This is a genomic window from Klebsiella sp. R445, from assembly GCF_051131755.1.
GTDB lineage: Bacteria > Pseudomonadota > Gammaproteobacteria > Enterobacterales > Enterobacteriaceae > Klebsiella > Klebsiella lignicola.
The window spans coordinates 2,118,153-2,142,220 of the sequence record NZ_CP180446.1; the positions used below are offsets into that span (position 1 = coordinate 2,118,153).

General features: G+C 50.4%; 30 protein-coding genes and 2 pseudogenes. 20 read left to right on the forward strand and 12 right to left on the reverse strand.

All coding sequences use genetic code 11. The annotated features are described in order from the left end of the window. Positions 1 to 527: 527 nt before the first annotated feature. The 8 genes from ACMYSN_RS09855 (at position 528) to ACMYSN_RS09890 (ending at position 5,611) form a co-directional block, all read left to right on the forward strand. Positions 528 to 947, forward strand: a complete 420-nt coding sequence (locus tag ACMYSN_RS09855) for a hypothetical protein (RefSeq protein WP_211924422.1) — start codon at positions 528 to 530, stop codon at positions 945 to 947. 164 nt (positions 948 to 1,111) lie between these two features. Further along, a complete protein-coding gene (locus ACMYSN_RS09860; RefSeq protein WP_211924423.1) occupies positions 1,112 to 1,330 on the forward strand; it encodes a hypothetical protein in 219 nt (72 codons plus the stop codon). Beyond that, entirely contained in the window at positions 1,299 to 2,063 is a 765-nt protein-coding gene (locus tag ACMYSN_RS09865) for a hypothetical protein (protein WP_462497866.1), read from the forward strand. Before ACMYSN_RS09860 ends, ACMYSN_RS09865 begins: the two co-directional genes overlap by 32 nt. Positions 2,064 to 2,109: 46 nt before the next feature. After that, positions 2,110 to 2,739, forward strand: a complete 630-nt coding sequence (locus ACMYSN_RS09870) for a G protein-coupled receptor family protein (RefSeq protein WP_186983986.1) — start codon at positions 2,110 to 2,112, stop codon at positions 2,737 to 2,739. Between the two features lie 122 nt (positions 2,740 to 2,861). Further along, positions 2,862 to 3,233, forward strand: coding sequence for a hypothetical protein (locus tag ACMYSN_RS09875; RefSeq protein WP_462497867.1), 372 nt, complete (start codon positions 2,862 to 2,864; stop codon positions 3,231 to 3,233). A 564-nt stretch (positions 3,234 to 3,797) separates the two neighbouring features. Beyond that, the gene (locus tag ACMYSN_RS09880) at positions 3,798 to 4,244 is read left to right on the forward strand and encodes a hypothetical protein (RefSeq protein WP_462497868.1); all 447 of its coding nucleotides are present in this window, start codon (positions 3,798 to 3,800) and stop codon (positions 4,242 to 4,244) included. A gap of 24 nt (positions 4,245 to 4,268) precedes the next feature. Beyond that, the gene (locus ACMYSN_RS09885) at positions 4,269 to 5,306 is read left to right on the forward strand and encodes a major capsid protein (protein WP_462497869.1); all 1,038 of its coding nucleotides are present in this window, start codon (positions 4,269 to 4,271) and stop codon (positions 5,304 to 5,306) included. 95 nt (positions 5,307 to 5,401) lie between these two features. Continuing rightward, complete coding sequence (locus tag ACMYSN_RS09890; protein WP_462497870.1) at positions 5,402 to 5,611, forward strand: hypothetical protein; 210 nt, start codon at positions 5,402 to 5,404, stop codon at positions 5,609 to 5,611. A gap of 29 nt (positions 5,612 to 5,640) precedes the next feature. On the opposite strand, the gene ACMYSN_RS09895 is transcribed toward ACMYSN_RS09890, so the two are convergent. From ACMYSN_RS09895 to ACMYSN_RS09905, 3 genes are all read right to left on the reverse strand, one after another. Next, on the reverse strand, positions 5,641 to 6,042 hold the full coding sequence (locus tag ACMYSN_RS09895; protein WP_462497871.1) for a Rap1a family protein: 402 nt from the start codon (positions 6,040 to 6,042) through the stop codon (positions 5,641 to 5,643). A gap of 37 nt (positions 6,043 to 6,079) precedes the next feature. Beyond that, positions 6,080 to 6,457, reverse strand: a complete 378-nt coding sequence (locus ACMYSN_RS09900; RefSeq protein WP_462497872.1) for a hypothetical protein — start codon at positions 6,455 to 6,457, stop codon at positions 6,080 to 6,082. Positions 6,458 to 6,570: 113 nt separating this feature from the next. Continuing rightward, positions 6,571 to 7,785 (reverse strand): site-specific integrase, encoded by a 1,215-nt coding sequence (locus ACMYSN_RS09905; protein WP_462497873.1) that lies wholly within the window; start codon positions 7,783 to 7,785, stop codon positions 6,571 to 6,573. Positions 7,786 to 8,514: 729 nt separating this feature from the next. Between ACMYSN_RS09905 and ACMYSN_RS09910 the strand changes: the two genes are divergently transcribed. The 6 genes from ACMYSN_RS09910 to ACMYSN_RS09935 all read left to right on the forward strand — a co-directional run bounded on the left by ACMYSN_RS09910 (position 8,515) and on the right by ACMYSN_RS09935 (position 11,751). After that, entirely contained in the window at positions 8,515 to 9,351 is an 837-nt protein-coding gene (locus tag ACMYSN_RS09910; RefSeq protein WP_462497874.1) for a DUF2971 domain-containing protein, read from the forward strand. Positions 9,352 to 9,602: 251 nt separating this feature from the next. Next, a complete protein-coding gene (locus tag ACMYSN_RS09915; RefSeq protein ID WP_131050635.1) occupies positions 9,603 to 10,061 on the forward strand; it encodes an STM2901 family protein in 459 nt (152 codons plus the stop codon). Continuing rightward, entirely contained in the window at positions 10,055 to 10,387 is a 333-nt protein-coding gene (locus ACMYSN_RS09920; protein WP_462497875.1) for a DUF1493 family protein, read from the forward strand. The genes ACMYSN_RS09915 and ACMYSN_RS09920 overlap by 7 nt, the downstream gene beginning before the upstream one ends. 18 nt (positions 10,388 to 10,405) lie before the next feature. Further along, the gene (locus tag ACMYSN_RS09925; protein ID WP_462497876.1) at positions 10,406 to 10,891 is read left to right on the forward strand and encodes an Hcp family type VI secretion system effector; all 486 of its coding nucleotides are present in this window, start codon (positions 10,406 to 10,408) and stop codon (positions 10,889 to 10,891) included. A gap of 25 nt (positions 10,892 to 10,916) precedes the next feature. Next, positions 10,917 to 11,309 carry a DUF2778 domain-containing protein gene (locus tag ACMYSN_RS09930; protein ID WP_462497877.1) on the forward strand — a complete coding sequence of 131 codons (393 nt, stop codon included), beginning with the start codon at positions 10,917 to 10,919 and terminating at the stop codon, positions 11,307 to 11,309. Further along, positions 11,290 to 11,751, forward strand: a complete 462-nt coding sequence (locus tag ACMYSN_RS09935) for a hypothetical protein (RefSeq protein ID WP_462497878.1) — start codon at positions 11,290 to 11,292, stop codon at positions 11,749 to 11,751. Before ACMYSN_RS09930 ends, ACMYSN_RS09935 begins: the two co-directional genes overlap by 20 nt. Before the next feature lie 195 nt (positions 11,752 to 11,946). Here the strand turns inward: ACMYSN_RS09935 and ACMYSN_RS09940 are convergent. Next, positions 11,947 to 12,147: pseudogene (locus ACMYSN_RS09940) on the reverse strand (transposase); the annotation flags it as partial. A gap of 93 nt (positions 12,148 to 12,240) precedes the next feature. After that, positions 12,241 to 13,350 carry a nickel/cobalt efflux protein RcnA gene (locus ACMYSN_RS09945; RefSeq protein ID WP_462497879.1) on the reverse strand — a complete coding sequence of 370 codons (1,110 nt, stop codon included), beginning with the start codon at positions 13,348 to 13,350 and terminating at the stop codon, positions 12,241 to 12,243. Between the two features lie 121 nt (positions 13,351 to 13,471). On the opposite strand from ACMYSN_RS09945, the gene rcnR reads away from it, so the two are divergent. Continuing rightward, the gene (rcnR, locus tag ACMYSN_RS09950) at positions 13,472 to 13,744 is read left to right on the forward strand and encodes a metal-sensitive transcriptional regulator (RefSeq protein WP_462497880.1); all 273 of its coding nucleotides are present in this window, start codon (positions 13,472 to 13,474) and stop codon (positions 13,742 to 13,744) included. A gap of 49 nt (positions 13,745 to 13,793) precedes the next feature. Continuing rightward, positions 13,794 to 13,934, forward strand: a pseudogene (locus tag ACMYSN_RS09955) (transcriptional regulator); the annotation flags it as partial. A 62-nt stretch (positions 13,935 to 13,996) separates the two neighbouring features. Here the strand turns inward: ACMYSN_RS09955 and ACMYSN_RS09960 are convergent. The 3 genes from ACMYSN_RS09960 to ACMYSN_RS09970 form a co-directional block, all read right to left on the reverse strand. Further along, positions 13,997 to 14,335 (reverse strand): helix-turn-helix domain-containing protein, encoded by a 339-nt coding sequence (locus ACMYSN_RS09960; RefSeq protein WP_123755593.1) that lies wholly within the window; start codon positions 14,333 to 14,335, stop codon positions 13,997 to 13,999. 56 nt (positions 14,336 to 14,391) lie between these two features. Beyond that, entirely contained in the window at positions 14,392 to 14,643 is a 252-nt protein-coding gene (locus ACMYSN_RS09965) for a YdgH/BhsA/McbA family protein (RefSeq protein ID WP_174508169.1), read from the reverse strand. A 144-nt stretch (positions 14,644 to 14,787) separates the two neighbouring features. Next, complete coding sequence (locus ACMYSN_RS09970; protein ID WP_462497881.1) at positions 14,788 to 15,585, reverse strand: SDR family oxidoreductase; 798 nt, start codon at positions 15,583 to 15,585, stop codon at positions 14,788 to 14,790. A gap of 151 nt (positions 15,586 to 15,736) precedes the next feature. On the opposite strand from ACMYSN_RS09970, the gene ACMYSN_RS09975 reads away from it, so the two are divergent. Further along, a complete protein-coding gene (locus ACMYSN_RS09975) occupies positions 15,737 to 16,636 on the forward strand; it encodes a LysR family transcriptional regulator (protein WP_462497882.1) in 900 nt (299 codons plus the stop codon). Between the two features lie 39 nt (positions 16,637 to 16,675). Here the strand turns inward: ACMYSN_RS09975 and ACMYSN_RS09980 are convergent, their stop codons facing one another. After that, complete coding sequence (locus ACMYSN_RS09980) at positions 16,676 to 17,665, reverse strand: aldo/keto reductase (RefSeq protein WP_462497883.1); 990 nt, start codon at positions 17,663 to 17,665, stop codon at positions 16,676 to 16,678. 25 nt (positions 17,666 to 17,690) lie between these two features. Next, positions 17,691 to 18,542: an aldo/keto reductase gene (locus ACMYSN_RS09985; protein WP_462497884.1), complete on the reverse strand. Its 852-nt coding sequence runs from the start codon at positions 18,540 to 18,542 to the stop codon at positions 17,691 to 17,693. 318 nt (positions 18,543 to 18,860) lie between these two features. Between ACMYSN_RS09985 and ACMYSN_RS09990 the strand changes: the two genes are divergently transcribed. Both ACMYSN_RS09990 and ACMYSN_RS09995 read left to right on the forward strand, forming a co-directional pair. Continuing rightward, a complete protein-coding gene (locus ACMYSN_RS09990) occupies positions 18,861 to 19,265 on the forward strand; it encodes a hypothetical protein (RefSeq protein ID WP_462497885.1) in 405 nt (134 codons plus the stop codon). Next, a complete protein-coding gene (locus tag ACMYSN_RS09995) occupies positions 19,262 to 20,428 on the forward strand; it encodes an FKBP-type peptidyl-prolyl cis-trans isomerase N-terminal domain-containing protein (protein ID WP_462497886.1) in 1,167 nt (388 codons plus the stop codon). Before ACMYSN_RS09990 ends, ACMYSN_RS09995 begins: the two co-directional genes overlap by 4 nt. Before the next feature lie 23 nt (positions 20,429 to 20,451). Here ACMYSN_RS09995 and ACMYSN_RS10000 read toward each other — a convergent pair whose 3' ends face one another. Both ACMYSN_RS10000 and ACMYSN_RS10005 read right to left on the reverse strand, forming a co-directional pair. Next, positions 20,452 to 21,918, reverse strand: a complete 1,467-nt coding sequence (locus ACMYSN_RS10000) for a sensor histidine kinase (RefSeq protein ID WP_462497887.1) — start codon at positions 21,916 to 21,918, stop codon at positions 20,452 to 20,454. A gap of 14 nt (positions 21,919 to 21,932) precedes the next feature. Next, a complete protein-coding gene (locus ACMYSN_RS10005) occupies positions 21,933 to 22,622 on the reverse strand; it encodes a response regulator transcription factor (protein ID WP_462497888.1) in 690 nt (229 codons plus the stop codon). A gap of 370 nt (positions 22,623 to 22,992) precedes the next feature. On the opposite strand from ACMYSN_RS10005, the gene ACMYSN_RS10010 reads away from it, so the two are divergent. Continuing rightward, positions 22,993 to 24,042 carry a LacI family DNA-binding transcriptional regulator gene (locus ACMYSN_RS10010; RefSeq protein WP_462497889.1) on the forward strand — a complete coding sequence of 350 codons (1,050 nt, stop codon included), beginning with the start codon at positions 22,993 to 22,995 and terminating at the stop codon, positions 24,040 to 24,042. Positions 24,043 to 24,068: the final 26 nt, after the last annotated feature.

Below are 24,068 nucleotides of genomic sequence, written 5' to 3' on the forward strand. Positions count from 1 at the left end.
GCCTTTTGTTTGTTGTCTCTGTTCAGTCGCTCCGCTCCACGCTTCGCGATATGAATTGCCCATGCGGTGACTTGTTATCCTGTTCTGACCGAACAGGCCAGCCACCTTTTGGGCAGCAAGGGCGACAGCCCGCGCAGTAATTTGGACACATTGTCACGAGGAGTGTAACCCGCAGAGTCAATGGGGGCGGCGAGAGTATGGGCCGGGGCATAATAAGCAAACATCATTAAGCAAATACCATGCCAATCCGCCACAGGCTTCACAGGAAGCCCGTAGAGCGATTTAAATGCTGTTGGTAATTCCGATGTACTACATCAACGCTATAACGCGATACAGGACGTTTCAGTGCGCTTGCGTCTGATGACTGGTTTCCGAGTTATCACGCAATTTACAAATCTATTATTGACTTCTTTAAAAATACAAAAGTACAAGATTGCAATTTATAACTTATGATGATAAAATCTATAATAATGAGGCGGCGTGAACAGAATCAACCGCCCTGAAAATGAACCCTACGGAGGAATAAATTGAAGAAAGCAAAAATCGACTTCGGTGTGGAAACAGCCGAAACCATTTTCAACGCGATCATTCACGGTGAGACCACGCAAACGGCCCTCTACGGATTTATGAACCGTGTCGGAACCAACAAGCGGAACACGACGAAAGCGCTTGAGATGCTCAGAGAGCACAAATTACGCCTGAAACGGAATGCCCGTGCCGCCAGGACTATCCGCAGCACCTTGAAACCATACAGCGCTGAACTGGCAAAAGGGCGTGACGTGATCGAAATCATCCAGCCCGTGCTCACCGCGTGGCGACTGTTCTACGCGAAGCAGGGCATCGGCCTGATGAATGATCAGGTGCTGCTGTTGAAAATGGTTGAGGCGGCGGGCGAGTTGGAGAAGCTGACGGGCGAACCAGTCCCGGATATGGCAACGACGGGGTGAGACATGAAAATTCACCTCGATGATGAGACATTAGAAATCCTCCGCCAATACGTCGCTGAGCGTAACGTTCCCATCGCGGGCCTAATCTCGACGATGTGCCGGAATATGGCGAAACAGCTCCAGGAGCGCGAAGAGGAACGAGAGATGAGGGGAGATAAACCGATATGGCATTGAGCATCAAACTACCTGAACACGTTTACGCCGGGCTGTTAGCCGAGGCTAAACGCAGAGGAACAACGGTTCCCGCGCTAACGCGTGAGGTGTTGGCGGCGGCTGCGAACCTGTTCGACAACGGCGGCACAATTCATCAATTAGTATGGAATCAACTGACTATACCCGACACGGGGAAACATGGAGAAAACAACAATGAGAGCAAAAACTGATTACGTAAAACTGGAGTATCAGATCCTCGATCTGGTTGAGTACAACGGGCTAAAAATTTCTGGGAATATGAAGATCCTGCTCTCCCTTATCTACAGCTATGAAAAGAAGAGCCGGACTTATTACGAATCAATAACCACACTGGGTAAGCGGGTAGGTTTAGAGCCGCAGGCGGCCCGTAGTCTTGTATCTAAACTCTGCGATGCTGGAATGATTTCCTATGAAGAGCGCAAGGGGAGTTCCCATATTTTCCACTCAAAACCGCTCAACCAGGAATTGATGACTCTCATCGGTGATGAAAAGCCGAAGAAGAGCAGCAAGGCGACAAATAAAAAATCCGAGGAGAAGCAGGAAAATGGTAATGGTCATGAACAAGCCGAAACACCGCAGGCAGAACAGGCAGCAGCCACTGCTACACCATCCGCAGACGAACCCGCTGATCAGAATCCTGACCTGGCCGTTATCAGTGCCCCGTCTATTGCTGGACAGCGCGATAGCGTGGCATCTAACGATGACAATGACAACAGCAGTGATGATCGCACCGCTGGTAATAATGCGGTGAAGCAGCAGGAGCAGCAGGAATACGACGATGATCCGCCGTTTCCACCAAAGAAACCAGCGTCAAATGATGCCCCGGAAGGATTCGCACCGCCCGGTGAACTTGCGGACGGTGATCAGGTTGAGGGCGAACCACTGGGACATGATGAGATCTGCGAAAAAGCCGGGGCTGGCTGACAGCACCATGATGTGAGATACCGACTGATTGATCTGACGAGGAATAATGACGAATGATGATCGCAACGGCGTAAGCGCCGAACCAGAAAAGATTGACCCAGAAGAACAAGCAAGTAACGACCTTCCCGATTTACCCGCACAAGAATTACCTGACCCAGAGTTGCCGGATTTGACTCGGCTGTATAAGCGGCGTTGCAGGGATGGCGACGTTATGCAGAAGTGCAAGCACATGTTGATCGCGGGATACTCTCCAGGACGAGTGGCATTACTGCTGCGTCTGCCGCTGGAAAAGGTTAAAGAACTCCACCAGGCGAGTTACAACCCGCGATGTAGGCGCTTTGCGAACCCGAACAACGGGAAATTAATAATAACGATGTGGCACGAGGGCTCAACGCTCGTGGAGGTCTGCCAAACGCTGGGATTGCCGTTGTTCACTGTGGTGATGTCACTTCGTCAGAATGGCGTTACCAATGCCTCAATGGCTCCACGGATGCCAGAGTACGATGATCCGCTGTATGTTGAATATCGGCAGGTTGTTGCCCGAAAAGCTGCGAGCAAATCGCGGCCTATTCAGATAAACCCTGTTCGCCGCGTTAGTCCAGCGTCACGAGGTGACGTTAGCGAAGCTAACTCGCAAAGGGGCTGCATAAGAAAAGCCAACAGACCACAACAGTGAGCCAGACCGCGACGGCCTGACCTTGAACCTCATAGACATTTTACCCCACCTGCCCATCATCTGGCTGGCGTTTCGCTGCGTCCGGGATGGGCTGGTTATCCTATTAAGGAATAAAAACAAAAATGAAAAAATTACTCAAAACAGTTCGCGATTCCATAGCCGCAGCCATGAACGGGCGCACCATCGAACAGATGGAAACCGAACAGCGGCAGGACGCTGTAAAAGCCGCCGTTGATGAATATCTGGCTCGCCATCCCGATTGGAAGCTGTCAACGAAGCCAGCGCCAAAAGCTGCGCCAGTGACCAATTTCAAGCAGAAAACCGCAAGGATCAAAAAAGCCCTCGGTGCTGGAGCTGGCAAATTCATACCTCACGTTGTGGATGAGGCGGCTCTCGAACGTGCTCGCATCAAATGCCGGGAGATAGTCGCCGCCAATCCGGCAGCATACTCATACATTATCGAATCCACACCGATTAAAAGGGTGAATGATTGAAGGCAGAATTGCCGTTACTGAATGGGTTACAGACTGATTTTACGTGAAATTTGTTGATAATGATTATCATTCGTGGTAAAATACTAACATAGGGTGATTAATGGATTCGAAAGAGTCTACTGCGAACTACAGCCAATTGAACGTAATTTAATCTCCTCTCAGGCGCTGGCTCCTTGATACCTCGCACGGGCCATCCTTGCTTCCCAGCGCCGCTTATTCATTCAGCCGGGTTTTACTCTGCTGAAAAACGGAATAATTCTGAGCGTGATTAGCCTTGCGTTCGGGGTTTGCCAGCGGTGTAACAACCGTACTACGTCCCTCTCCTCAGGGGGCCATCTTGTCATGATGCAAACTGGCATTGAGCGCGTCACGTTTGGGACTCCTTGCCCTTCAATGGACGTGCCGCCGCTCACCCTTTCCCAGATCAGAAAAACAAAAGATGTACATTCTCCTTGTCCTCCGGGGCGGTTGATACCGCCTTACTTTTTTCTGATGCAGCGGCATGAACTACCGTTAACCAAAGGTTAACCCGGCATTACCGGGCTGAACTGACCCAGTAAAGAGATGCCGTCCAATGGGACGGCATTTTTTCACCTGCACACCGTCAATAATGACGATATGGCCCAGAAGCCAACAACCGAACACCAACTTTATGGAGTGATCTTTATGAAAATGGGCGAATCCCAACGCACCTTTAATGATGTCGTGACCTACCAGGCCGACGCTAATTTTGCAGTGAAAACAATCAACATCCCAAACCTGGCCGTCGAAGTGCAGCCCGGTTCGGTCATTAAGGCCGATGGCACCGCATTTACCTCCGGCAACGATGCATTACTGGTTCTGAGCCATCATCGCGCTGGTACAGATGCAAACATCATCGTTGCTGACCGTGGCGTCTACATCCGCCCGGAAACCGTCATCGCCGTTATGGGCGCGACTGTAGGCGCTGCTGCAATTGCTGCTCTTACTACATCCGGCAACATCCGCGTAGCTCAGGCTGACGCTCAATAATTTTACCGATAAGGACATCACAACATGGCTCTTACAAAAGATTTTTCATACGTCGATTACAGTTCGACATTTGCTAACGTTCCGGCTCGCAACCGTATCTTAACCAACCTGAACATTTTCCAGCGTGACGTTACTGACCAGTTTAAAACCAGTCTGGACATCCTGAATGCTCAGGCTGACACCATCGCCCCAGCAGCGAACCGCTTTTCCAGCGAATGGGGAAGCACACCGAAGCCAAAAGCAGCTAACCATCTGATCGAGCTTCCTCTGTTCCCTACGCAGGATGTGATCACTGCTGCTGATGTGCAGCCATTCCGTAAAATCGGATCGCCGCTACAGGCCAGCGTGCTGGATGCTGTAACTGCTAAAAGCCTGGCTCACTATGAACGCTTCGCTGCGACTCGTGAACGCATGTTTGCTGAAAGCCTGTTCCGTCATCGTGTCACCGATATGCAGTACACCGCCGACGGACCAACCTTGGATTGGTCCGAAGAGTTCGGGTATGACCAGAGCACCGGGACCATCTACACGGGGGTTGCTGCTGATCCGTTAGAATCCCTGTCCGAAGAGGTCAGTGCCATGAAACGCCGCATGGGTGGTCTTACTTCCCTGCTGAAAGGCATCTACCTGTTCGCGGGTTCCAACCTGTTCAAGAAGCTGCGTTTTAATCCATCGGTTCGCCAGCTTGTGCAGTACGGTGTCCTTGATCCTGATGGTCTGGTATTCAATAAAGAGATCAACCCGGCATTCAGCTATTACGTCTTGGATAACGTGACCGTGGTCGAGATGTCCGATACCGATTTCTACGGCATCGGGGCAGATCAAGGTTTCATGGTTCCGGTCTTCGAGAAGCCGTTAAGTGCTGATCAGGCATCACCATTTACCAATTTGGTAGGCCCGACAAGCCGCAACCTGGAACTCGCCTTTGCTGACGTGGTGGACTTCCGCATCTATAGCAGCACCGATGCGTATAAGAACATTACGCTATCAAGTGAGTTCAGCCTGTTGCCGATTTGCTACCGCCCGGATCTGGTAACTGCCATCACTAACGATGCTTCGTAATCAGGCAAGGTAACAGCCCAACGGGATAAAACCCCAGGGGCTAACGGTTTTGGGGCGGTGATTGCCGCCCTCCGCTATTATGGAGAGGTAAAAATATGCAATTGAAGATTCTGGGCGTTGGAAACTCGCCGCTGCTGTCGATCAAGGTTAAGACGCTGGACGATGCCAACTTGCTGAACGTGTCAGCGCTCGCCAGAAAGTTGGGTGTACACCGCAGCACCTTTTTATCACGCGTGGCGACACATGGTCTTGAAGCCGCGATCTTGTACTACACCACTGAACAGAAATTGAAAAATGTGAGCTAATGCCGGACGGGAAACCGCCCGGTTTTTTTTTATTTCGTATGGCAACCGAACTGTTTAACCAGAACCTGTTTCACTATCTCGTAGGCATCCTGTGTGAGCAACTCTTGCCGCGTATGCTGTTTCATATATTCATCTACTGAAAATAAAAAAAGTGGGAGCTGATCTTCGTTTGCTGGGCAGATCGAACCAGCGCGAATTAACCCATCAGCAACACCGCCGATGAATCCAACATAAAACCCGTTATTCATAGCATCATTAGGTGTTATATGCTTTTGTACTTCTTTAGGATCTCTGTTGTACTTTTCATTTTGAGTTACCACCTCGGCTCTGGATTCACTCCACAAAGAAAGTTGGAAACCTGAAAACGTTTTTGCCAATGACGGTTGTGAAATACATAGCAACGCTGAAAAACATATAGTCCGAAAAAACATAAGCCATCCTTAATTTAATACTATGATAATGTTTGACTTATTCTGCGGTTACTTGATATTTCCCGCCGTTGTCGTTTATTTTATATTCATAAACGTCATCACAAAATACGGTTATTGAACCACCGAATGCTGCTGCGTGAGTGCTATTTACTTTATCGCAACTAAAGCCTCTTGATTGTATGACTGCTTGCGCTTCACTCCGTAGTTCTTTGGTGTCCTCGAAGTTTTGATAGGTATTTTCTGTCGGTTTGCTGTCTTCCTTAAAATATGTCATGTAGGTTGCAAAACCCACGGCGAAAATAAATATGAAGCAACCAGATGGAGAAGTGTATGGTTTTTTGACTCCACAATGTGGGCATGTCTTCGCCGATGACGATACATTACCACCGCATTCACGACACTTTTTCAAAGCCATGTGTAGTTCCTAAATTCAAAGGTATTGATTTATTATGATTTTTCGAAGATAACAGTTCAGATTATCCTGGTATATTTAGAAAATTCAACTACAAAAAATGGGCATACACATAATCATGGCTTACCTCCCTCCAAATAGCAGACCTTCTCAACGTAGACTGCTAACTCTTCAACACTGGCCCCTTGGCTGTAGGTGCGGAATGATTCAGTTTTTCCTCTCTCGTGACCCACAATCAAAGCGATCCTGTCTTCGGGGACGCAGCCGCGATCAAGTTGGCTAATGAACATCCCTCGCAAGCTGTGAAAGACCTTCCGTTCCGTCCCTTCCTCGCCCAAAGCCTTACGTTTAGCCCGTGTAAAACGCTGTGTATGCCACGTTGAGCGCTTGCCGTCAGCACGTTCAGTTATGCTGGCATGGTAGAACAGGAAGCCGCTGTGATTGTTCTGGATAAGCTGTTTAACGAGAGTCCGTAACTTGCTATGAATGGGAACCAGTCGGGCCGCATTGCGCGTCTTGCCCTCTGTCACCTCGAAACACCAAACCCCCTCTACCGTCTTGATATTGTCTATCTGTAGTGAACAGATTTCATTAAGCCGCATCCCTGTATACATCCCCACCAACGCGACGTCCTTCATCTCCTGATCAAGCAAATCCACAACCTGCGCCAGTTCATCACCGCTGAATGGTTCGTAACTCTCGCGATCATGTCGCACGTCCAGCTTATGGGCTGTGAAGACGTTCTCCTTTGGCGCATCGTGGTAGCGGTTTTGGGCCAGCGCCACCAGTTGCGACAAGCAGCCCAAATAATTTGCCAGTGTCTGTGTTGCCCGTTCAAGTTTTGCGTTGTCGAGCCAGTCAGTCACCATCGTTCTGTTGATCTCGTGCAGGCGGAAATCCTTGCACCTGAAATGCGCCGTGAACACCTCCACGGCCTTGATGTACTTGCTCAGTGTAGACAGCTTGCGCCTGTCACTGTGTTGGACAATGAATTCATCCCGCAGTTGGACAAGAGAAGGACAGACACGAGCGGTAGCAAAGTTGATCCCCTCATTCTGGTTGACGTATTGGTCAACCTGGCGTAGTTCGTTCAGGACGCGATCAACACAATTTCCCTGTGGCTTTGGTTTCAGTCGATCACGGATGGTGAAAAACTCATACATTATCCGGTCACGAATGACTCGGGCTTCCCGAATATCTGTCGTGCCAGTTGAACGCATGAACGCTGTTCGATTCCCAAACAAGGAACGCATATAAAGCGGCAAAGATACTTTGACCGCATAACACGATGATCTTTCTCTGACTAAGTACGCATTCGGCTTGTATTTCATGTTCACCCCGATCTAAGATTCAGGGGCAACTACTACTGGTTGTGTTAGTACCGATTATCAGTGACAGCGCATTCGATTCGAAGAATCAATGACTTGTGCAGCCAGTCATTGGAATAGAAGGTCGTAGGTTCGACTCCTATTATCGGCACTCAAACAACAAAATTCATTAAAAACAACAAGTTAAATAGCACCTATCTCTCAAGTTACGATCTTCTTTTAAGGGATTCTATGACCAACAGTTGCCGCTATGGTTAAGGTGGCTATTCAGGGATGCTAGCACGTAGCGGCCTGTAGTTGTAAAGCTCGAACAGGTACAAAGCGTGAACAGTCCACACGAACCGCTATTAACTCGAAGCCAATGACGCAGCCAGCGTCTCTAAACCATCCCGAAGCAGATTGATCACACATATTTAAGCCCGATGTGTGGCCCTATCAGCCACGTAAACAGGTGAATTGTGGTAATGCCCCGGTAGCTACAGATCCGGCTCTGCCAGTGTTTCGCTCACGCTCCGAAAGGTACACGAGCACCCTGATAAGGTGTGATCCCTCTGACAATCTGATGAAGTTGCTACGCTCCGCTTGTTGCTTGTACCACTAACGGGGCTTTATGGTTGCCATTGCCTGAAATCTGATAAATTGCACAAACATCATGTGATCACTAACCCACATCTAAACAAATAGTTTAGAATATAATGGCTTGGGGTGATGAATCGAGACAAGGACTACAAAATGGGGATTCCTTTTCCTTTTTTTTATAAATTTTCAGCATTAAATATAAACTCGTTATCAGCTTTAGCTGAAGGAAAAGCCTGGTTTTCAAGATTGGCTGATTTTAATGATCCTTTCGAAGGTCAGTTTCTTATTAAGCGCCCAAATATAGAACTTGATAAGGAACAATTGTTTCAGCACATGGGTAATACATTACCTAAAAATGTTCTTTCAGAACCTGTTTCAGAAATAATTAGGAAGAATTATGAACAGTCTCCGGAATTTTTTAAAAAAACTATAGATGAGGCTATATCTACTACATATAATAGATTTCACAATACTTTTCAGAATATCTGTGCATTTTGTTTAGCAAGTGATCTACCAAATGTAGATGCATCACATGTTAGTAATGTTATGATGTGGTCTCATTATGCCGATGGTATGAAGGGATTCTGTATAAAATTTAAGCCAGAGTTTTTGTTATCATCTTTAAGAGAATTGAATGAGGCAACTTTTAATATTGCTCAAGTTCACTATCAAGATGAAATGTATAACGTAGAATTTTTTGATTTAGTTGATCTTTCAAAAAATGTTTATACCCAAGCCATACATACTAAACATACTGGTTGGGAATATGAATACGAGTGTAGAATAATTACTGAAAATCCAGGGTTATATAAATATTCTCATGATGCGATAGATTCCATATTCATTGGAAGTAAAATGCCACTGCCTCATCAGAAAATATTGATAGATATTTGCTCTGCAAATATTCCAAATGTTGATATTTTTAGTGTTAGGACGCATGCATCAGGTTACGCTGTAGAATTAGGAAAATATCATAAAGTTTCAAAATGAGCCCTGATGCTACTGTAAGATCCATGCCCGTAAATTTCTGGTAACTCCAGAGGGCAAAGCCAAGATTGCAAAGAAGCAGGAAGAAGAAGCAAAGATCAAATTAGCCAGGGCTGCTAATACGATGCTCTGATCTGTTTATCACCCTCATTTTGTTTCGCATAATCAGACTTTTCCCGGAAAGAATCATTCCCCTGTTCGGTTGCGTGGGTGTACGATAAGCGAGAAAATCATTATAAATTGTAGGGTTAACGATGGATACAGTAGAAGAACTAAACGGAACGTACTTCTATGCGGGAAAATCGAATCTTACCGCCTCTGAACTATTTTTCATGATTTTCTGTGAAACAACAGCCGATCATTTTGGGATAGATGATGTTGTGGCTGTGGTCGCCCTTTACAGTGGTGTCAATAACCAGAAAACTCGAACGAAACCCAAAGGCGCAAAAGAAGGTACTTCACGAGTATCAAAAACAATGCGGAAGTTTTTCAAGACCGCAAAATTTCCTTACGGGATAAAGTTGCCAACTTGGGTTGGTGGTTATACGCCTTGGACGGCAGAGCGGCGAATGGTTGCGAAAGTGAGTACCTTTGTAGGGCGAACTATTCCCCTTGTCGGTGAAGTTATTTTATTGGCTGATGTGTCACAGATCACCTACTGCGCTATACGTGACTATAACCGCATAGCACGGGGTAACGATAAGTTATGGTAGATGAGATTGAGCAACGTGTATTTGCGTTGGCAAGACGCTACAACGGCGTTTATTTGTTTAATAACGACAAAAAGCAAAAACTGCTAACACTGGAAACTGACTTAGATACCGATATGCAGTTGGATGTTGGTGAAGCCGAAGATTTGATGGATGAATTTTTCAAAGAATTTCAGGTGGAACGAGGCAACTTTAAGATTGAAACATACTACCCTGACGAGCCTTTTTCATGGAATCCGTTCAAGAAATTTCCCCTGCTCCCCGTTCCAGATTTCACTATTGGTATGCTGATCGAGTCAGCTAAAGCCGGGAAATGGTTATATGACTAATTGCAAGGAGCGTTAAAAATGGCTGTACCTGTTCACCTAATTTTAAAAGATGATGGCGGATCGCAGATTATGGGATCTTGTGATGTTCACGGAAGGGATGGAAGCATAGAACTACGCAGCCTACAGCACAGCGTAATTACACCCACTGATCCGCTTACTGGTAAAGTCACTGGTAGCCGTCAACACTGCTCATTCAATTTCACCAAAGAAATTGACAGTTCATCGCCGTATCTGTTTAAAGCCGTTGCAACAGGCCAGACGCTGAAAAGTGCGGAGTTCAATTTCTATCGCATTAACTACAGTGGACAAGAGGAAATTTATTACACGATCACTTTGGAAAACGTGAAAGTGGTTAGCCATAGCCCACTGATGCACGACACTCGCAACGTAACAAGCACAGGACACATGGAAGATGTTTCCTTGAGTTATGAGAAAATCACCCATCTTTATAAAGACGGTAACATTCTTCACTCTGATGCGTGGAACGAGAAGAAACAAGCCTAACAGTATAAAGAAGGGGACATGTGGAATGATCCCTAAAGAGGGGCCAGTACCAACGGGTAAATACTGGATTGTTGACCGTCCTCAAGGTGGACTCAAGTCACAGTTAAACGCAGGGGTGGGAGACATTTACAACCATTTCGCCAGCGGCGCTACATTCAAACATTCCGAATGGTTTGCATTATGGCATGACGATTGGGGGATCGACGATTACACATGGATTGAGAGCGTTAAGCGTGGCAACTTCCGTTTGCATCCAGGCGTATTATCTGAAGGTTGTATTACTCTTCCGTATGACTCTGATTTTGCCATATTACGTAATGCCCTACTTCGGACGCAAAAGGTAAATGTTCCCTGCATGAGGAAACTAAAGGCATACGGTACGATTGAGGTGATCGCCAATGGCAAAACATGCCCTTAGTTTGTTCATCAAGATAGTGCTGTTCGCTGTTGTTATGCTGAGCGTTGCTAAGGTGGTTCCGTATGACGGGGTGATTAGTTCTATTACGGGGCTTTTTGATTTCCAGAATGCTGACAAGTTTACCCGATTTGTTTTGGGTGAGCCGGATTTAGAAGTTTGGGAATCGTTAGGCGACTATTTCAGCATCCTGATCAACACATTAATCAGCGTACCGGGCATGAGCGCTATTATCACGGCGTACAGTGTCGTGACATATAAAGTTAGTCCTGCAGGTGTCCCCAGAGAGTGGGCCAGTTCTACATTGCGGCGGTTCGCTAAAATCTTCGTATTTACCTTCCTGTTTTGGGCGCTGTTCCGCTTGCTGCCTTACCAGTCCATATTCCCCGATCAACGTATTCGAATTTCACTATGGCGGCGATTGTGGGCTTTCAGTTGCTCTTAACGATTGTTTGCTACTGGTTCATTACGAAGAAAATCACAACCAAATAGGAGTTTGTAAAATGCCTATTCCGGCTTACATGTGGCTTAAAGACGATGGCGGAAAGAGCTGTGGCTGACCTGTAGCGCATGCCTCTCGCTGGCCCCGTAGCGTGCTTGCAGGTCCCGGACCATTCGCGCAGACGCGCCAGCGTCAGCTCTTTTTTGCCAGCACGTCCTGCAGCATGGTCTTGTCGAGGCTCAGATCGGCAACCAGCTTCTTCAGCCTGAGATTCTCTTCCTCAAGCTGCCGCATGTACTTCAGTTCTGAAGGAGAAATTCCGCCGTATTTCTTGCGCCACGTATAGAATGTGGCATCAGAAATACCCAGCTTACGACAGACCTCAGGCACCGGCGCCACCTCCGTTCAGGGAGTGTAGATGATGCCGGAATTCTGTTTCTGAATGGCGCAGGATTTCGGGTCAGGGTCAGTCAGATCGGGCCTCATCAAAATTTAGCCGGCGATACCCACTAAACCATGAAAGCCCATGTATAGCCCAACAAGTCCGATTAGGATACTTGAGAAATAAGGCGCTCTTTTAGCAATAGTATTAAACCCACTCCAGCGTTTTGCGACCTGACGAACACTGACTGCGGCTCCAACACCGACAGTCACTAAGGTCAAAGCAAGGCCAATGCTGAAACAGACGACCAAAGTGGCACCGAGAGTTAATGCTTTAAGTTGAATGCAGATGAGCAACACGGTAATCGCCGCAGGACAGGGGATTAACCCACCCGTGAGGCCAAATAACAAAATCTGCCAGTTTGTAACCTCCTTCCCGGTAAAACGGTGCTTGATATCATTAGCATGAGCCAGTTCATGTGCATCCTGATACTCTTTAGAATTAACATCCAGGCCTTCCATACCCGAATGATCATGACCATGCTCATGAAACGCCATGTCGTAATCATGGACATGACCACGATGGCCTAGCGACAAGCGAACATCAAAGCTGTGCGGTTCAGGGATAGCCAATGCCGACTCTAAATACTCTCCTTTATCTGCAAAATCAAAAAACTGCGAGAACGTCCCTTCCCCCCGGTTTGTTACCAGAGAAACATCGTTAGCCTCCCATTTTCTGCCACTAAGCGTTCGTAAGCGCCAGCGTGGAGGCTGTCCTTCTTCGAAAATGGATAGTTCTACGCTGCCGTGTCCGGTCTCAATAATTCGCGAGTCATCATGATGATGTTCCTCGCCCTGCTGCATCTCTTCCAGCCAACTTCTTTCCCCTCGCCAGGTACGCCAGAACATCCAGAATGCAGTGCCAAGGATGATCACGGCAGACGCTAACTGTAACCACGGTTCGGCTGATTCTGCGGTGAATTTGTTACTGACATACATGCCGCCAAAAGCAATCAGCCACACGATGGCGGTGTGGGAAAGCGTTGCCGCCAACCCAAGCATTACGGCCTGACGAACCGTGCCTTTAATCGCAATGATAAAAGCGGCCATCATTGTTTTTGAATGCCCGGGCTCCAGGCCATGAAGAGCACCTAATAAAATGGCGCTGGGAATAAAGAACCACGCATTGCCTTGTTGCAATAGTGATGTGAATTCGTTCATGAGAATAGTTCTTAGTTGCGGATTGACGCCTTGATTCTACTCCCCCCCAGTATCAAATACTACCCCCCAGTAGATCTTTAACTTTATACTCATCAGATATCATTCTGAGGAGGGGGCCACCGTGTCGCATACAATCCGCGATAAACAAAAACTTCAAGCACGCGCGAGTAAGATTCAGGGTCAGGTAGTGGCACTGAAAAAGATGCTTGATGAGCCGCATGAATGTGCTGCTGTTCTCCAGCAAATCGCCGCGATACGGGGTGCAGTGAATGGCTTAATGCGGGAAGTGATTAAAGGTCATCTGACTGAACACATCGTTCATGAAAGTGATGAAGCAAAACGAGAGGACGACCTTGATGTCGTGCTAAAGGTACTGGACTCCTACATCAAATAACGCTCAATCCACCGGCTCGAAAACCTGGTCAGATCGTTCATAAAACTGAATCATCAAGCGAGCTCTGCTCTCCTTGCTGGCCGCAAGAGAGCGGAAGCATCACAGCGTGCTGGCAGGTCTTGCGAATGTAGATGCAGGGCGAGTGGTGAATCCTTCAAATATGGTGGATTTCGCTAACCGTCTAAAAAAGCCTGATAATTGGATATTTACTAGACACTTAACGCTCAGGACGATCTGGAACGTATCGGCCATTTAGCTCTGATACCGATTCACATGTCGGTAACGCGAGGGCGGCAGGCGATAATGCCGTGAAAATACCCGGGTGAAGGTCTGCTGCGAATCAAAACCATATTTGCAGGCAATATTGATAATCGCCTCATCGGTTTCCACTAAATCCTTTGCCGCCAGATTCAGTTTCTGCTCCCGGATATATTTCCCCAGGCTTACGTTCATTACCTGAAAAAAAACACGCTGAAGATGCCATTTAGAATATCCTGCACGGGCGGCAACATCTTCGATCTTCAGCGGTTGATGTATATTCCGGTCGATCCAGTCAGTAATGTCTTCGATGATATCTTCTGTTTTAAACATAAATGAGTACTCACGTTAGAGAAACAACGATATCAGCTGAAGACGCCGTGAATCTGTTATTTGTAGATTTCGGCAACACCATGCAGACGATTATTACCGGTTGCCGACAGAATTTTATACGCGCTGGCGCCTTGCTTATCGGCCTTCTGAGATAAAGCATCGGACAACTCATCCAGCGTCAGCGCATTGCTGGCGGAGACAACGCCGATTTTCTCTTTACCGGCAGCGTCATTCACCAGTTGGGCCGCGTTGGCGACATTAAACAGGCCTGAACTGATAAGTACTGCGGAAATTAAGATCGCTTTCATAGCGGATACCTCGTTAAATAAAAAAGTGAAAGGGGATACATTCCGCCACGTTGAAATTAAACGTCTCTGCGTCATTATTTATATCCTTGAAAACAGTATACGGATCTCGCCTGTCGGAGACCTGACGAGACCCTGACATCTTTGTCAGGAAAGAGATTTCACTTCATCGTATTGATTCAGAAAAGAATTTAGCTCACTGACAATCCCAGCTGGCTCCTCAGTAAGCGGCATATTGTCGATATCCAGAATAGCGTCAATATCTTTCGGCCGATCCGCCTGAAGCGCGGCAAACAGCGGGTTGAGATCCCGTTGCCCCTCCCCTTTCTCTGCCACCAGCTCAAAGGTTTTGTTTTTCGCTACATCACTGGTGAGTGCACAAACCAGCACCTGCGCAATTTGCGCCCGCGCAATCACGCCATCATCCGGCGTACCGGCATGGCGACGGTCGCCCTGCAGCATCACAAGCTGGTGCTCATCATCCTTGTTGTAATCAAACCAGCCCGGCCGGACGATGGTATACGGATGACCGCTGGCCCGGACCAGACGTTCGGCGCGTCGTTTCCAGTCATGGACTTCGGTACGCTGATTCCAGTTGCTGAGCCGCTCAGTGACCCCAATGGTCGACATCAGAGCGATCCGCACCTGGGTTCCCTCCAGCAGGCGCAGGATATTCCGCACGCCGCCGTAATCAATCGCCCTGGCGCCGATACGTCCCTGGCCGTCAGAGCCGAGGGTGAAAATCACCGCATCAATCTCTTTCACCGCTTCCGCCAGCGTCTCAGGCAGAGCCACGTCGCCGTAGCACACCTCGGTCTGGCGAGGTAACACCCGCACTTTCTGCCGGTTTCTGACCAATGCTCTGGGCTGATGGCCCATGGCGATGGCGGTCTCTACGACCGGGAGGCCGACGCTACCGGTCGCGCCTGCAATTAGAATTTTCATGGAACACCTTCTGTATTCAGTAACCAAAATGACGTTAAAAACAGGATACCGCTTGCCATTGTTCTCAGTAACCGGGCTAAAATAATTGCGTCTATGAACGGTCTTCATGAGTGCGGCCTGCAGCTGACCAGGCTCAATAAGGAAATCGCCGATGCTTAAAGAGAACTTCAACGAACTACAAATCTTCCTGGCGGTGGCGAGGGAGCGGAGTTTCACCCGCGCGGCCGGCAAACTCGGCGTCTCACAATCCGCGCTCAGCCATGCCATCAAGGCGCTGGAAGCGCGTTTAAACCTACGTCTGCTGACCCGAACCACCCGCAGCGTCTCCCCTACGGAGGCCGGTGAGCGCATCATTGCCAGCCTGGAGCCGCGTCTCGCCGAGCTTGAACAAGAGTTGGAGATGCTGATCCAGCTGAACGGCAAGGCATCAGGCAATATCCGTCTGTCAGCGGGTGAACACGCCGTTCGCAGCCTGGTGTGGCCGAAGCTGAAACCGTTCCTGCGGGAATACCCGGAAATCAATGTCGAGCTGGTGGTGGATAACGGCTTCGTGGATATTGTGGATGGCCGTTTCGACGCCGGTGTGCGGCTGGGGGAAAGCGTCGATAAAGACATGATTGCCGTCAGAATTGGCCCGGATATGCGTATGGCGGTGGTGGCTTCCCCCGACTATTTTGCTGCCAACGGTACCCCGGAAACGCCCCATGATCTGCAGCATCACCGCTGTATCAATATGCGCCTGCCTACCGCCGGTGGTCTGTATCACTGGGAGTTCGAGCGCGAGGGTAAACCGCTGCGCGTGCGGGTTGAGGGACAACTGACTTTTAACCTGCTGTCAGAAAGGATTGATGCGGCTCAGTCCGGCTTTGGCATCGCCTGCGTGCCGGAAGATGTGATTGCGGAGTCGGTCCGTTGCGGAGCGTTGGTTCAGGTGCTGGAGGCATGGTGCCCTGCTTTCCCCGGCTATTACCTCTACTACCCCAGCCGAAAGCAGCATCCGCCGGCGTTTGCGCTGATGATTGATGCGCTGCGCTTTAGCGAGTCACGATGACGAATAACGGGCCGATGGTTACCCGCCAGCCCGTTGTGACTACCGCCCCACCCGCGCCTGAAGCTCTGCGGGATAGCGCTCACCGACAATCTTCACCGTATCGAGCGCCTGGGTAATCTGCTGCAAATCCGCCGGCGCAAGGACAACATCTGCCGCCCCCAGGTTCTCCTCCAGACGATGCAGTTTGGTGGTCCCGGGGATCGGCACTATCCACGGTTTTTGCGTCAGCAGCCATGCCAGCGCGATTTGCGCCGACGTCACGCCTTTCTCTGCGGCCAGCTCGCCGAGCAACGCAATCAGCCGTTCGTTCGCGGCGATTGCCTCAGCGGCAAAACGCGGCACTTTACTGCGGAAATCATCGGCCCCGAAGGTCGCTCCTGGCTTAATAGCGCCGGTCAGGAAGCCCTTTCCTAGCGGGCTGAAGGGAACAAAGCCGATCCCCAGCTCTTCCAGCAGCGGTAAAATCGCCTGCTCAGGCTCGCGCCACCACATCGAATATTCACTTTGCAGCGCGGCAACCGGCTGGACGGCGTGCGCCCGGCGAATGGTCTCCACCCCGGCCTCTGACAGGCCAAAGTGCTTAACCTTCCCTTCCGCGATCAGCATTTTTACGGTGCCGGCGACATCCTCGATCGGCACATCCGGATCAACCCGGTGCTGATAGAGCAGATCGATGACATCCGTTTTAAGGCGGCGTAGCGAGCCCTCGACCGCCGCGCGAATATGTTCCGGACGGCTGTTGAGGATCTGTTGCTTGTTGTCATCGCCGAAGGTAAAACCGAATTTGGTGGCGATCACCACCTGGTCGCGAAACGGTTTCAGGGCTTCGCCGACCACCTCTTCGTTCAGATACGGCCCGTAGACTTCCGCGGTATCGAAAAAGGTCACGCCGCGCGCCACAGCGGCACGGATCAGTTCAATCGACTGACGGGTATCCGTCGCCGGGCCGTAGCCATGGCTGAGGCCCATGCACCCCAAACCCAGAGCCGAGACTTCAAGACCTGATTGACCAAGAAAGCGTTTTTGCATGTGCCAGGTTCCTCTGTTATTGGGTTTAGACGTCGAGTTTGCGGCCGGTCAGCCACTCCACCATCGCCGGATCGCGATGCGAGAAGAAGGCGCTGGTAGCGGTATCCAGAGCGGTAATATGCACCATGTCTTCCGGGCTCAGCTCAAAATCGAGGATATTGATATTCTCTTCCATCCGCGCTTTGCGCACGGACTTCGCCAGCGAGACAATGCCGCGCTGGTAGATCCAACGTAAAACGACCTGACCGACGCTTTTGCCATATTTTTCCCCGATCGCCGTCAGTACCGGATGCTGGAACAGGCCATTTCTCCCTTCGGCAAAAGGCGCCCATGCTTCAGGCTGAATACCACGGCTCTGCATCCACGGCGCCGCCTGCAGCTGCTGGTGGAACGGGTTAACTTCAATTTGGTTGACCGCCGGCACCACCTGATTAAAGGCCATCAGGTCCGCGAGCCTGTCCGGGTGAAAATTACTCACGCCAATGGCGCGGATTTTTCCGGCTTGCTGCAGCTCTTCCATCGCCCGCCATGCCCCGTGCACGTCGCCGTAAGGCTGGTGAATCAGGTACAGGTCAACATAATCCAGCTGCAGGCGGTTCAGCGAGCGTTCAAACTGCGCCTTCGCCCCTGCATAACTGGTGTCCTGCAGCCACAGTTTGGTGGTGACAAAAAGTTCATCACGCGCAATGCGGCTCTGCCTGAGCGCGTTCCCCACCTGGGTTTCATTTTGATAAGAGGCGGCGGTATCAATCAGGCGATAGCCGGTATCAAGGGCATCCAGCACGGCACGCTCGCACTCTGCGGCATCCGTCATCTGGAAGACACCAAAGCCCAGCAGGGGCATCTCAATACCGTTATTCAGTTTTACCGTTTGCATGACGTTATCCTTCAGCTGTTGTGTGATAGAAGCATAACGCAGAGTGATTTATTCAATTAGATAGCGGAATGAACTAGGGTTTATTAGATACATTCATTAATCCGACAGGAGTCTGCCGCCCGATCGCTGACGGATTCAGGCCGCGCATCTGGTGTGGAGAACACCAGGATAATTCTCGCCTTTTGGTTAAAAAAACAACCTTTAACGTGCTTAATCTGAATTAAGCTAAAAGCAAATCAGCATCGTTGTGAGTTAAAATTCTTTCTGCTAGTGTCGATAAATATAACTTATCAAATAGTATTTATTATGGTGGAAATCATGACAAGGAATAACCTGTTAGCGTTGGTTTGTATTTCCGTGGGTGTATTACAGGGTTGTGCTAATATAAAAAAAACAGACAATGCGTTAATCAGCACGCCTGCCACGCAAAAAGAACAACCGGCCCAATTACCCTCCCTGCAGCAGTGTATCCAGGATGCCGATGCATTGGTTAAGTTAGATAAGAAATTCCAGAAAGACTCCAGTGAGCTGTATGGTTTAATTAACGATGCGAAATTCTATGCTTCGGTCTCAGGACAAACGTCGGCCAGCGTGAAATCAACCATCACCCCGTTGTTTGAATACAAGATCAACGATAAATGTAATAGCATTTCGCAGAAGCTAATAAAAGAGTTTGAAAACCGGGCTAAAAAAGCCGATCTCAATGACGGGATCGCCAGATGATCCACCGTCCGGGGATACTGAAAACATACCAGCGTCGCCCGCTGACGCTCGCTGTTGTGCTCTCAACCCTTTTTGTTTTACCCCCTGCGCATTCTGCGGGGGAAGACTTCCTCGATAATATTTCGAAACTCGAGATCCAGCATCCGCCGCCCTCAGATAGCAGGGCGGCAGAATCGTCCACGAGCCAGCAGCGCCCGGATGGCGGCAGTACTACCAGCAAACAGGCCCCTCAGAAGCCAGCGGCCGTCAGAAAAGCCGCCAGCCAGAACAATAAAGCAGATAATACGATTGCGGCCCTGCGCAAGCAGAATGCGGAGCTGAATGCCGCGGTCAAAGCGGCAGAGAAAACGCGTGACGAGACCACCCGCACGCTGACGGCGCAGATCGCCGCGCTGGAAGCCCGAAGCACGGCGCCTGACGTTGACCAGAGCGCAAGCCTGAATGCACTGAGCAAAAAAAATGCGCAGCTAACGGCCGCCGCCGAAGCCACGCAGAAAAAACACGAGACTGCAGTTGCCGCATTAACCGATAAAAATAAGACGTTACAGTCAGCCCTCGACCGACTGGCGGTAAAAGACGACAAGCTCAACCTTGCAGATAAAAACAATAAAAACGCTTATGCTTTAGGGGTTTTCTATCTGACCCAGGCCTTATCGGCAATGGAAAAAATGACCGACAACGGGATGAAGCTCGCCCCAGCGGCATTGGTCTCCGGATTTAACGATGCTTACCAGCAAAAACTGAAAATAAAAGAGAGTGAGATTGAAAAAACCGTTAACGCCCTCAACGACCAGATGTCGGCAAAGTTTGTTGATATCGACAATAAAATCATGGCGAAAATAAAGAATAAAAAATACGAAATTTTGCCGAACGGCGTCTATTTTGTGGTGGATAAGAAAGGAAAAGAGAAATATAAGCTCGACGAATCGCTGTCCATGAATATTCTGGAGAAGAAACTGGACGGCACGCCGATATTGAACACCATGAACTCCAGCATGATGTATGACAAACAGACCGATCCGCTGATGGATAAAATCCTGTCGTCCGGCTTTAAAGGCGGCACGGTCACACTGTATGGTCAGGCGGGTTCCCTGTATAACCCGCCGCCGGAGGCGATTAGCCCCACCACGTTAATATCGATCACCTTCGAGCTGCTGCCATAACAGCTCAACACTTCAGCCGGTTGTCAGGCAGAGGTATGCCGGACAATAGCGTCGGCCGGCTCCGGCACCGCGGCGATATTCGAATAGGGCACGCGGTTTCGCGAGGCGTCTGGGTTCGGCAACATCGCAAAGGTGATCCCAAAGGTATTGATGCCCCCTTCGCTGCGGGCAAACACATCCCCGTGATGCATAATCGCTACCGCCCGCACGATAGACAGCCCAAGGCCGTGATGGGTATCGCTTTTCGCCCGTGAAGAATCCACCCGGTAAAAACGCTCAAACAGGCGATGCAAATGCCCGGGCGCAATCTGTTCGCCGGGGTTCGACACCGCCACGCAGGCCTGATTGTCCTGTTCGCTGAGCCTGACAGTTACCGTACCGTGCGGCGGCGAATGTCGGGCGCTGTTCTCCAGCAAATTCGCCAGCGAACGGTGGAACAGGCGGCGGTCTATATGGACAATGGCCTCGCCTTCAACCTCCAGCGAAAGCTGCTTTTCAGCAAATGAAGGCTCGACATACTCTGCGGTTTTCAGGGTCTCTTCACGCAGAGAGACGCGGGTCAGTTGCGAGGCATGTTCCCCCGCATGAGCGTGCGACAAAAACAGCATGTCGTTGACGATGGAGGCCATGCGCTCAAGCTCCTCCAGGTTGGATCCCAGCAGCTCTTCCAGCTCTTCAGGCGAACGCCGCCGCGACAGCCCCAGCTGGGTCTGACCGATCAGATTGGTCAGCGGCGTACGTAATTCATGGGCCACATCGGCATTAAAACTTTCGAGCTGCCGCCAGGCAATTTCCTGGCGCTCAAGCACGCCATTAAAGGATGAGGCCAGCGGCTGGAGCTCTACCGGTAATGTTTCGGTATCCAGGCGTTGACCATGGTCTCCCGGCACCAGATGCCGCGCCTGATGGCTTAACGCGCCCACCGGTCGCAGGCCAATTCGGCAAGCTGCATAGCCCAGCCCGGCGACAATCAGCACCCCCAACACGGTAATGATCAGCAACGTCTGGGTAAAAGCATTGAGCGTGCCCATATAAGGCGTGGAATCGATAGCGACGACGTAGCGCAGAGCGGGCCGTTCGCCATTGGCAGGAATGGTTTTCACCAGCAGGAACAGCGAACAGGCGTTATCCGTCGCCCCGGGAACGGTGTTGAAGCCCTCTTTCAGCGACGCCCACTGCACCCCAACCGGCGGTGTGCCGCCTACGCTAAAACTGGGATTATCGCTGACAATCCAGTAGCGCACCCGCTCACCTTCAGAACTGGCAAGCACGGTAAATTTATTGGCCAGCGTCGACCAGCCGTCCGCCGACGTTCGCGCGGTGATCCACGGGCTCATCAGAGACTCGCGAAAATGCAGCTCGTTATGCATCTGTCGTCGTAAAGAGTCGTGCAGCGAACTTCTCAGCAAAATGCCGATGGCCGCAACAATCAGTAAGGCGGATAACGCAAACATCAACGCCATATGGACGGAGATAGAACGCCTGGACATGCTTAACTCCTGTGTTAACTCTGTGGTTCTGCCCTGACTTCAAGGACATACCCCATGCCGCGAACGGTATGCAGCAGCTTGACGTCGAACGGCGCATCGACCTTGGCGCGCAGCCGCTTGATGGCCACTTCCACCACGTTGGCATCGCTGTCGAAATTCATATCCCAGACCTGCTCGGCAATCATCATTTTGGATAAAATCTCGCCCTGATGGCGCGCCAGCAGGCTCAGCAAAGTGAACTCCTTCGCCGTCAGCTCCAGCCGGGCTCCGGCACGAAATACCCGGCGGGCCAGCAGGTCGAGCTGCAAATCGTGAATGTGCAGCTGCGTAATATCGGCGCCATCTGTGGCACGCCGGCGTACCAGCGCCTGAATGCGGGCCACCAGCTCAATCAGCGAAAACGGTTTGGGGAGATAATCATCCGCTCCCAGCCGCAGCCCTTTAACCCGCTCGTCGACAGCGCCGCGGGCGGAAAGCATCAGTACCGGCGTCTGTTTACTGGCCCGAATGCCTTCCAGCACCCGATAGCCGTCCATGCCGGGCAGCATGACGTCGAGGATGATCGCGTCATAATCAAATTCTAGTGCGTAATGCAGACCTTCCACGCCATCCGCGGAGACATCAACCGTAAAGCCTGACTCACCCAGCGCGCGATTGAGGTAACTCGATGTTTTTTCTTCATCTTCAACTAATAATAAGCGCATCTTATTCCCTCTCGTTGAGTCCAGCCCGAGAACACAAGCAATGTTAACGTTTCACACCCGTCATCTGGCTGACATTTTTCTGACATTCCTGTCAGGAATGTGTTTCTGAATTATAGTAACCCGGAGATAACGGCGGATAATCCCCGGAACCGGGATAAGGACTATGAGCAGGATTCATAAATACCGTTAATGCCTGGCTCGGGGGCGATCGCGATCGCATTGACAGCGCTAGCTGTAACGTTACACTAAACTGTTATTATTGATGATCCCCCGTAAAGAAAGCGATGTTGGATGAGGTTTGCAGAGGTCATATAAAAAGGCCGCAGACGATCGTTAGTCCGCCACTCACCCATTGCTACAAAGGAGATGTATGGCAAACATTCGCGATGTCGCTAAACACGCAGGCGTGTCCGTCAGTACCGTATCCAACGTGCTCAATGGTCGCACCGATCAGATGCGCGAGGAGACCCTGACGCGCATTCAGCAAAGTATGCAAACCCTGAATTACTTCCCCAATCGTGTCGCCCAGCAGTTGAAAACGGGCCAGGCCAAAATGATCGGGCTGCTGGTTCCCTCCATCGTTAACCCCAGCTTCGCCTCGCTGGTGCGGGAGGTTGATCTGGCGGCCAAACAGCGGCTCTATCGCGTACTGATCGGCAACACTTACCGCCAGATTGAAGAGGAAGAAGCCTTTCTGGAAGACATGTTCGCCCACGGCGTGCGCGGAATTATTGTCGCCGCCGGCGACATTGAGAAACCGCACTTCGTTCGCGCAGCCGCGCAGGGAATGGTCATGGTCAACTACGACGGTCGAATGCCGGCAAACGCCGGTTCCGGCGGCTTGGCGCTCGATAGCGTCTCCATGGATAACGTCGAAGCCGGTCGTTTAGCGACTGAGCATCTGATTGCCCGTGGTTGCCGGCATCTGATCTTCGCCACCGCCGCCGGTATGACCCCCAGCCGCGCCCATAAAATCGAAGGTTTTCTCAGTGCAGTACAGCGGCATGGGATATTTCGTGAAGGGATGATTATCGAAGAGCAGACGATAGCAGCCTACGGTGATACGGAAATGACCGAACTCGGCCGCTCGCTGGCGCAAAAGATCTGCCGCCTGTCGCCCTGTCCTGACGGCATAGTGGCGATCAATGACGCGCTCGGTATTGGACTGATGGCCGGCCTGCATGAAGCCGGAGTGAATGTACCGGGGCAGATCTCCATTATCGGCATCGACAACATCCCGCTCTCGGGGCTGGTTTATCCCGGATTGAGTTCAGTGATGCCTCCGCTGGGTGACATGGCGGAGGTCATGGTGAAACGGCTGATTGAGCGAACCGAAAACCCGTCGCTTGCGCCGCAGGAGTTTCTGTTTACTCCTTCGCTGGTGTGCCGTCAGTCGGTACGCGATGCTGCCGAAGGCTAAAGCCGGGCCGGTGGTGGGAGATCCGT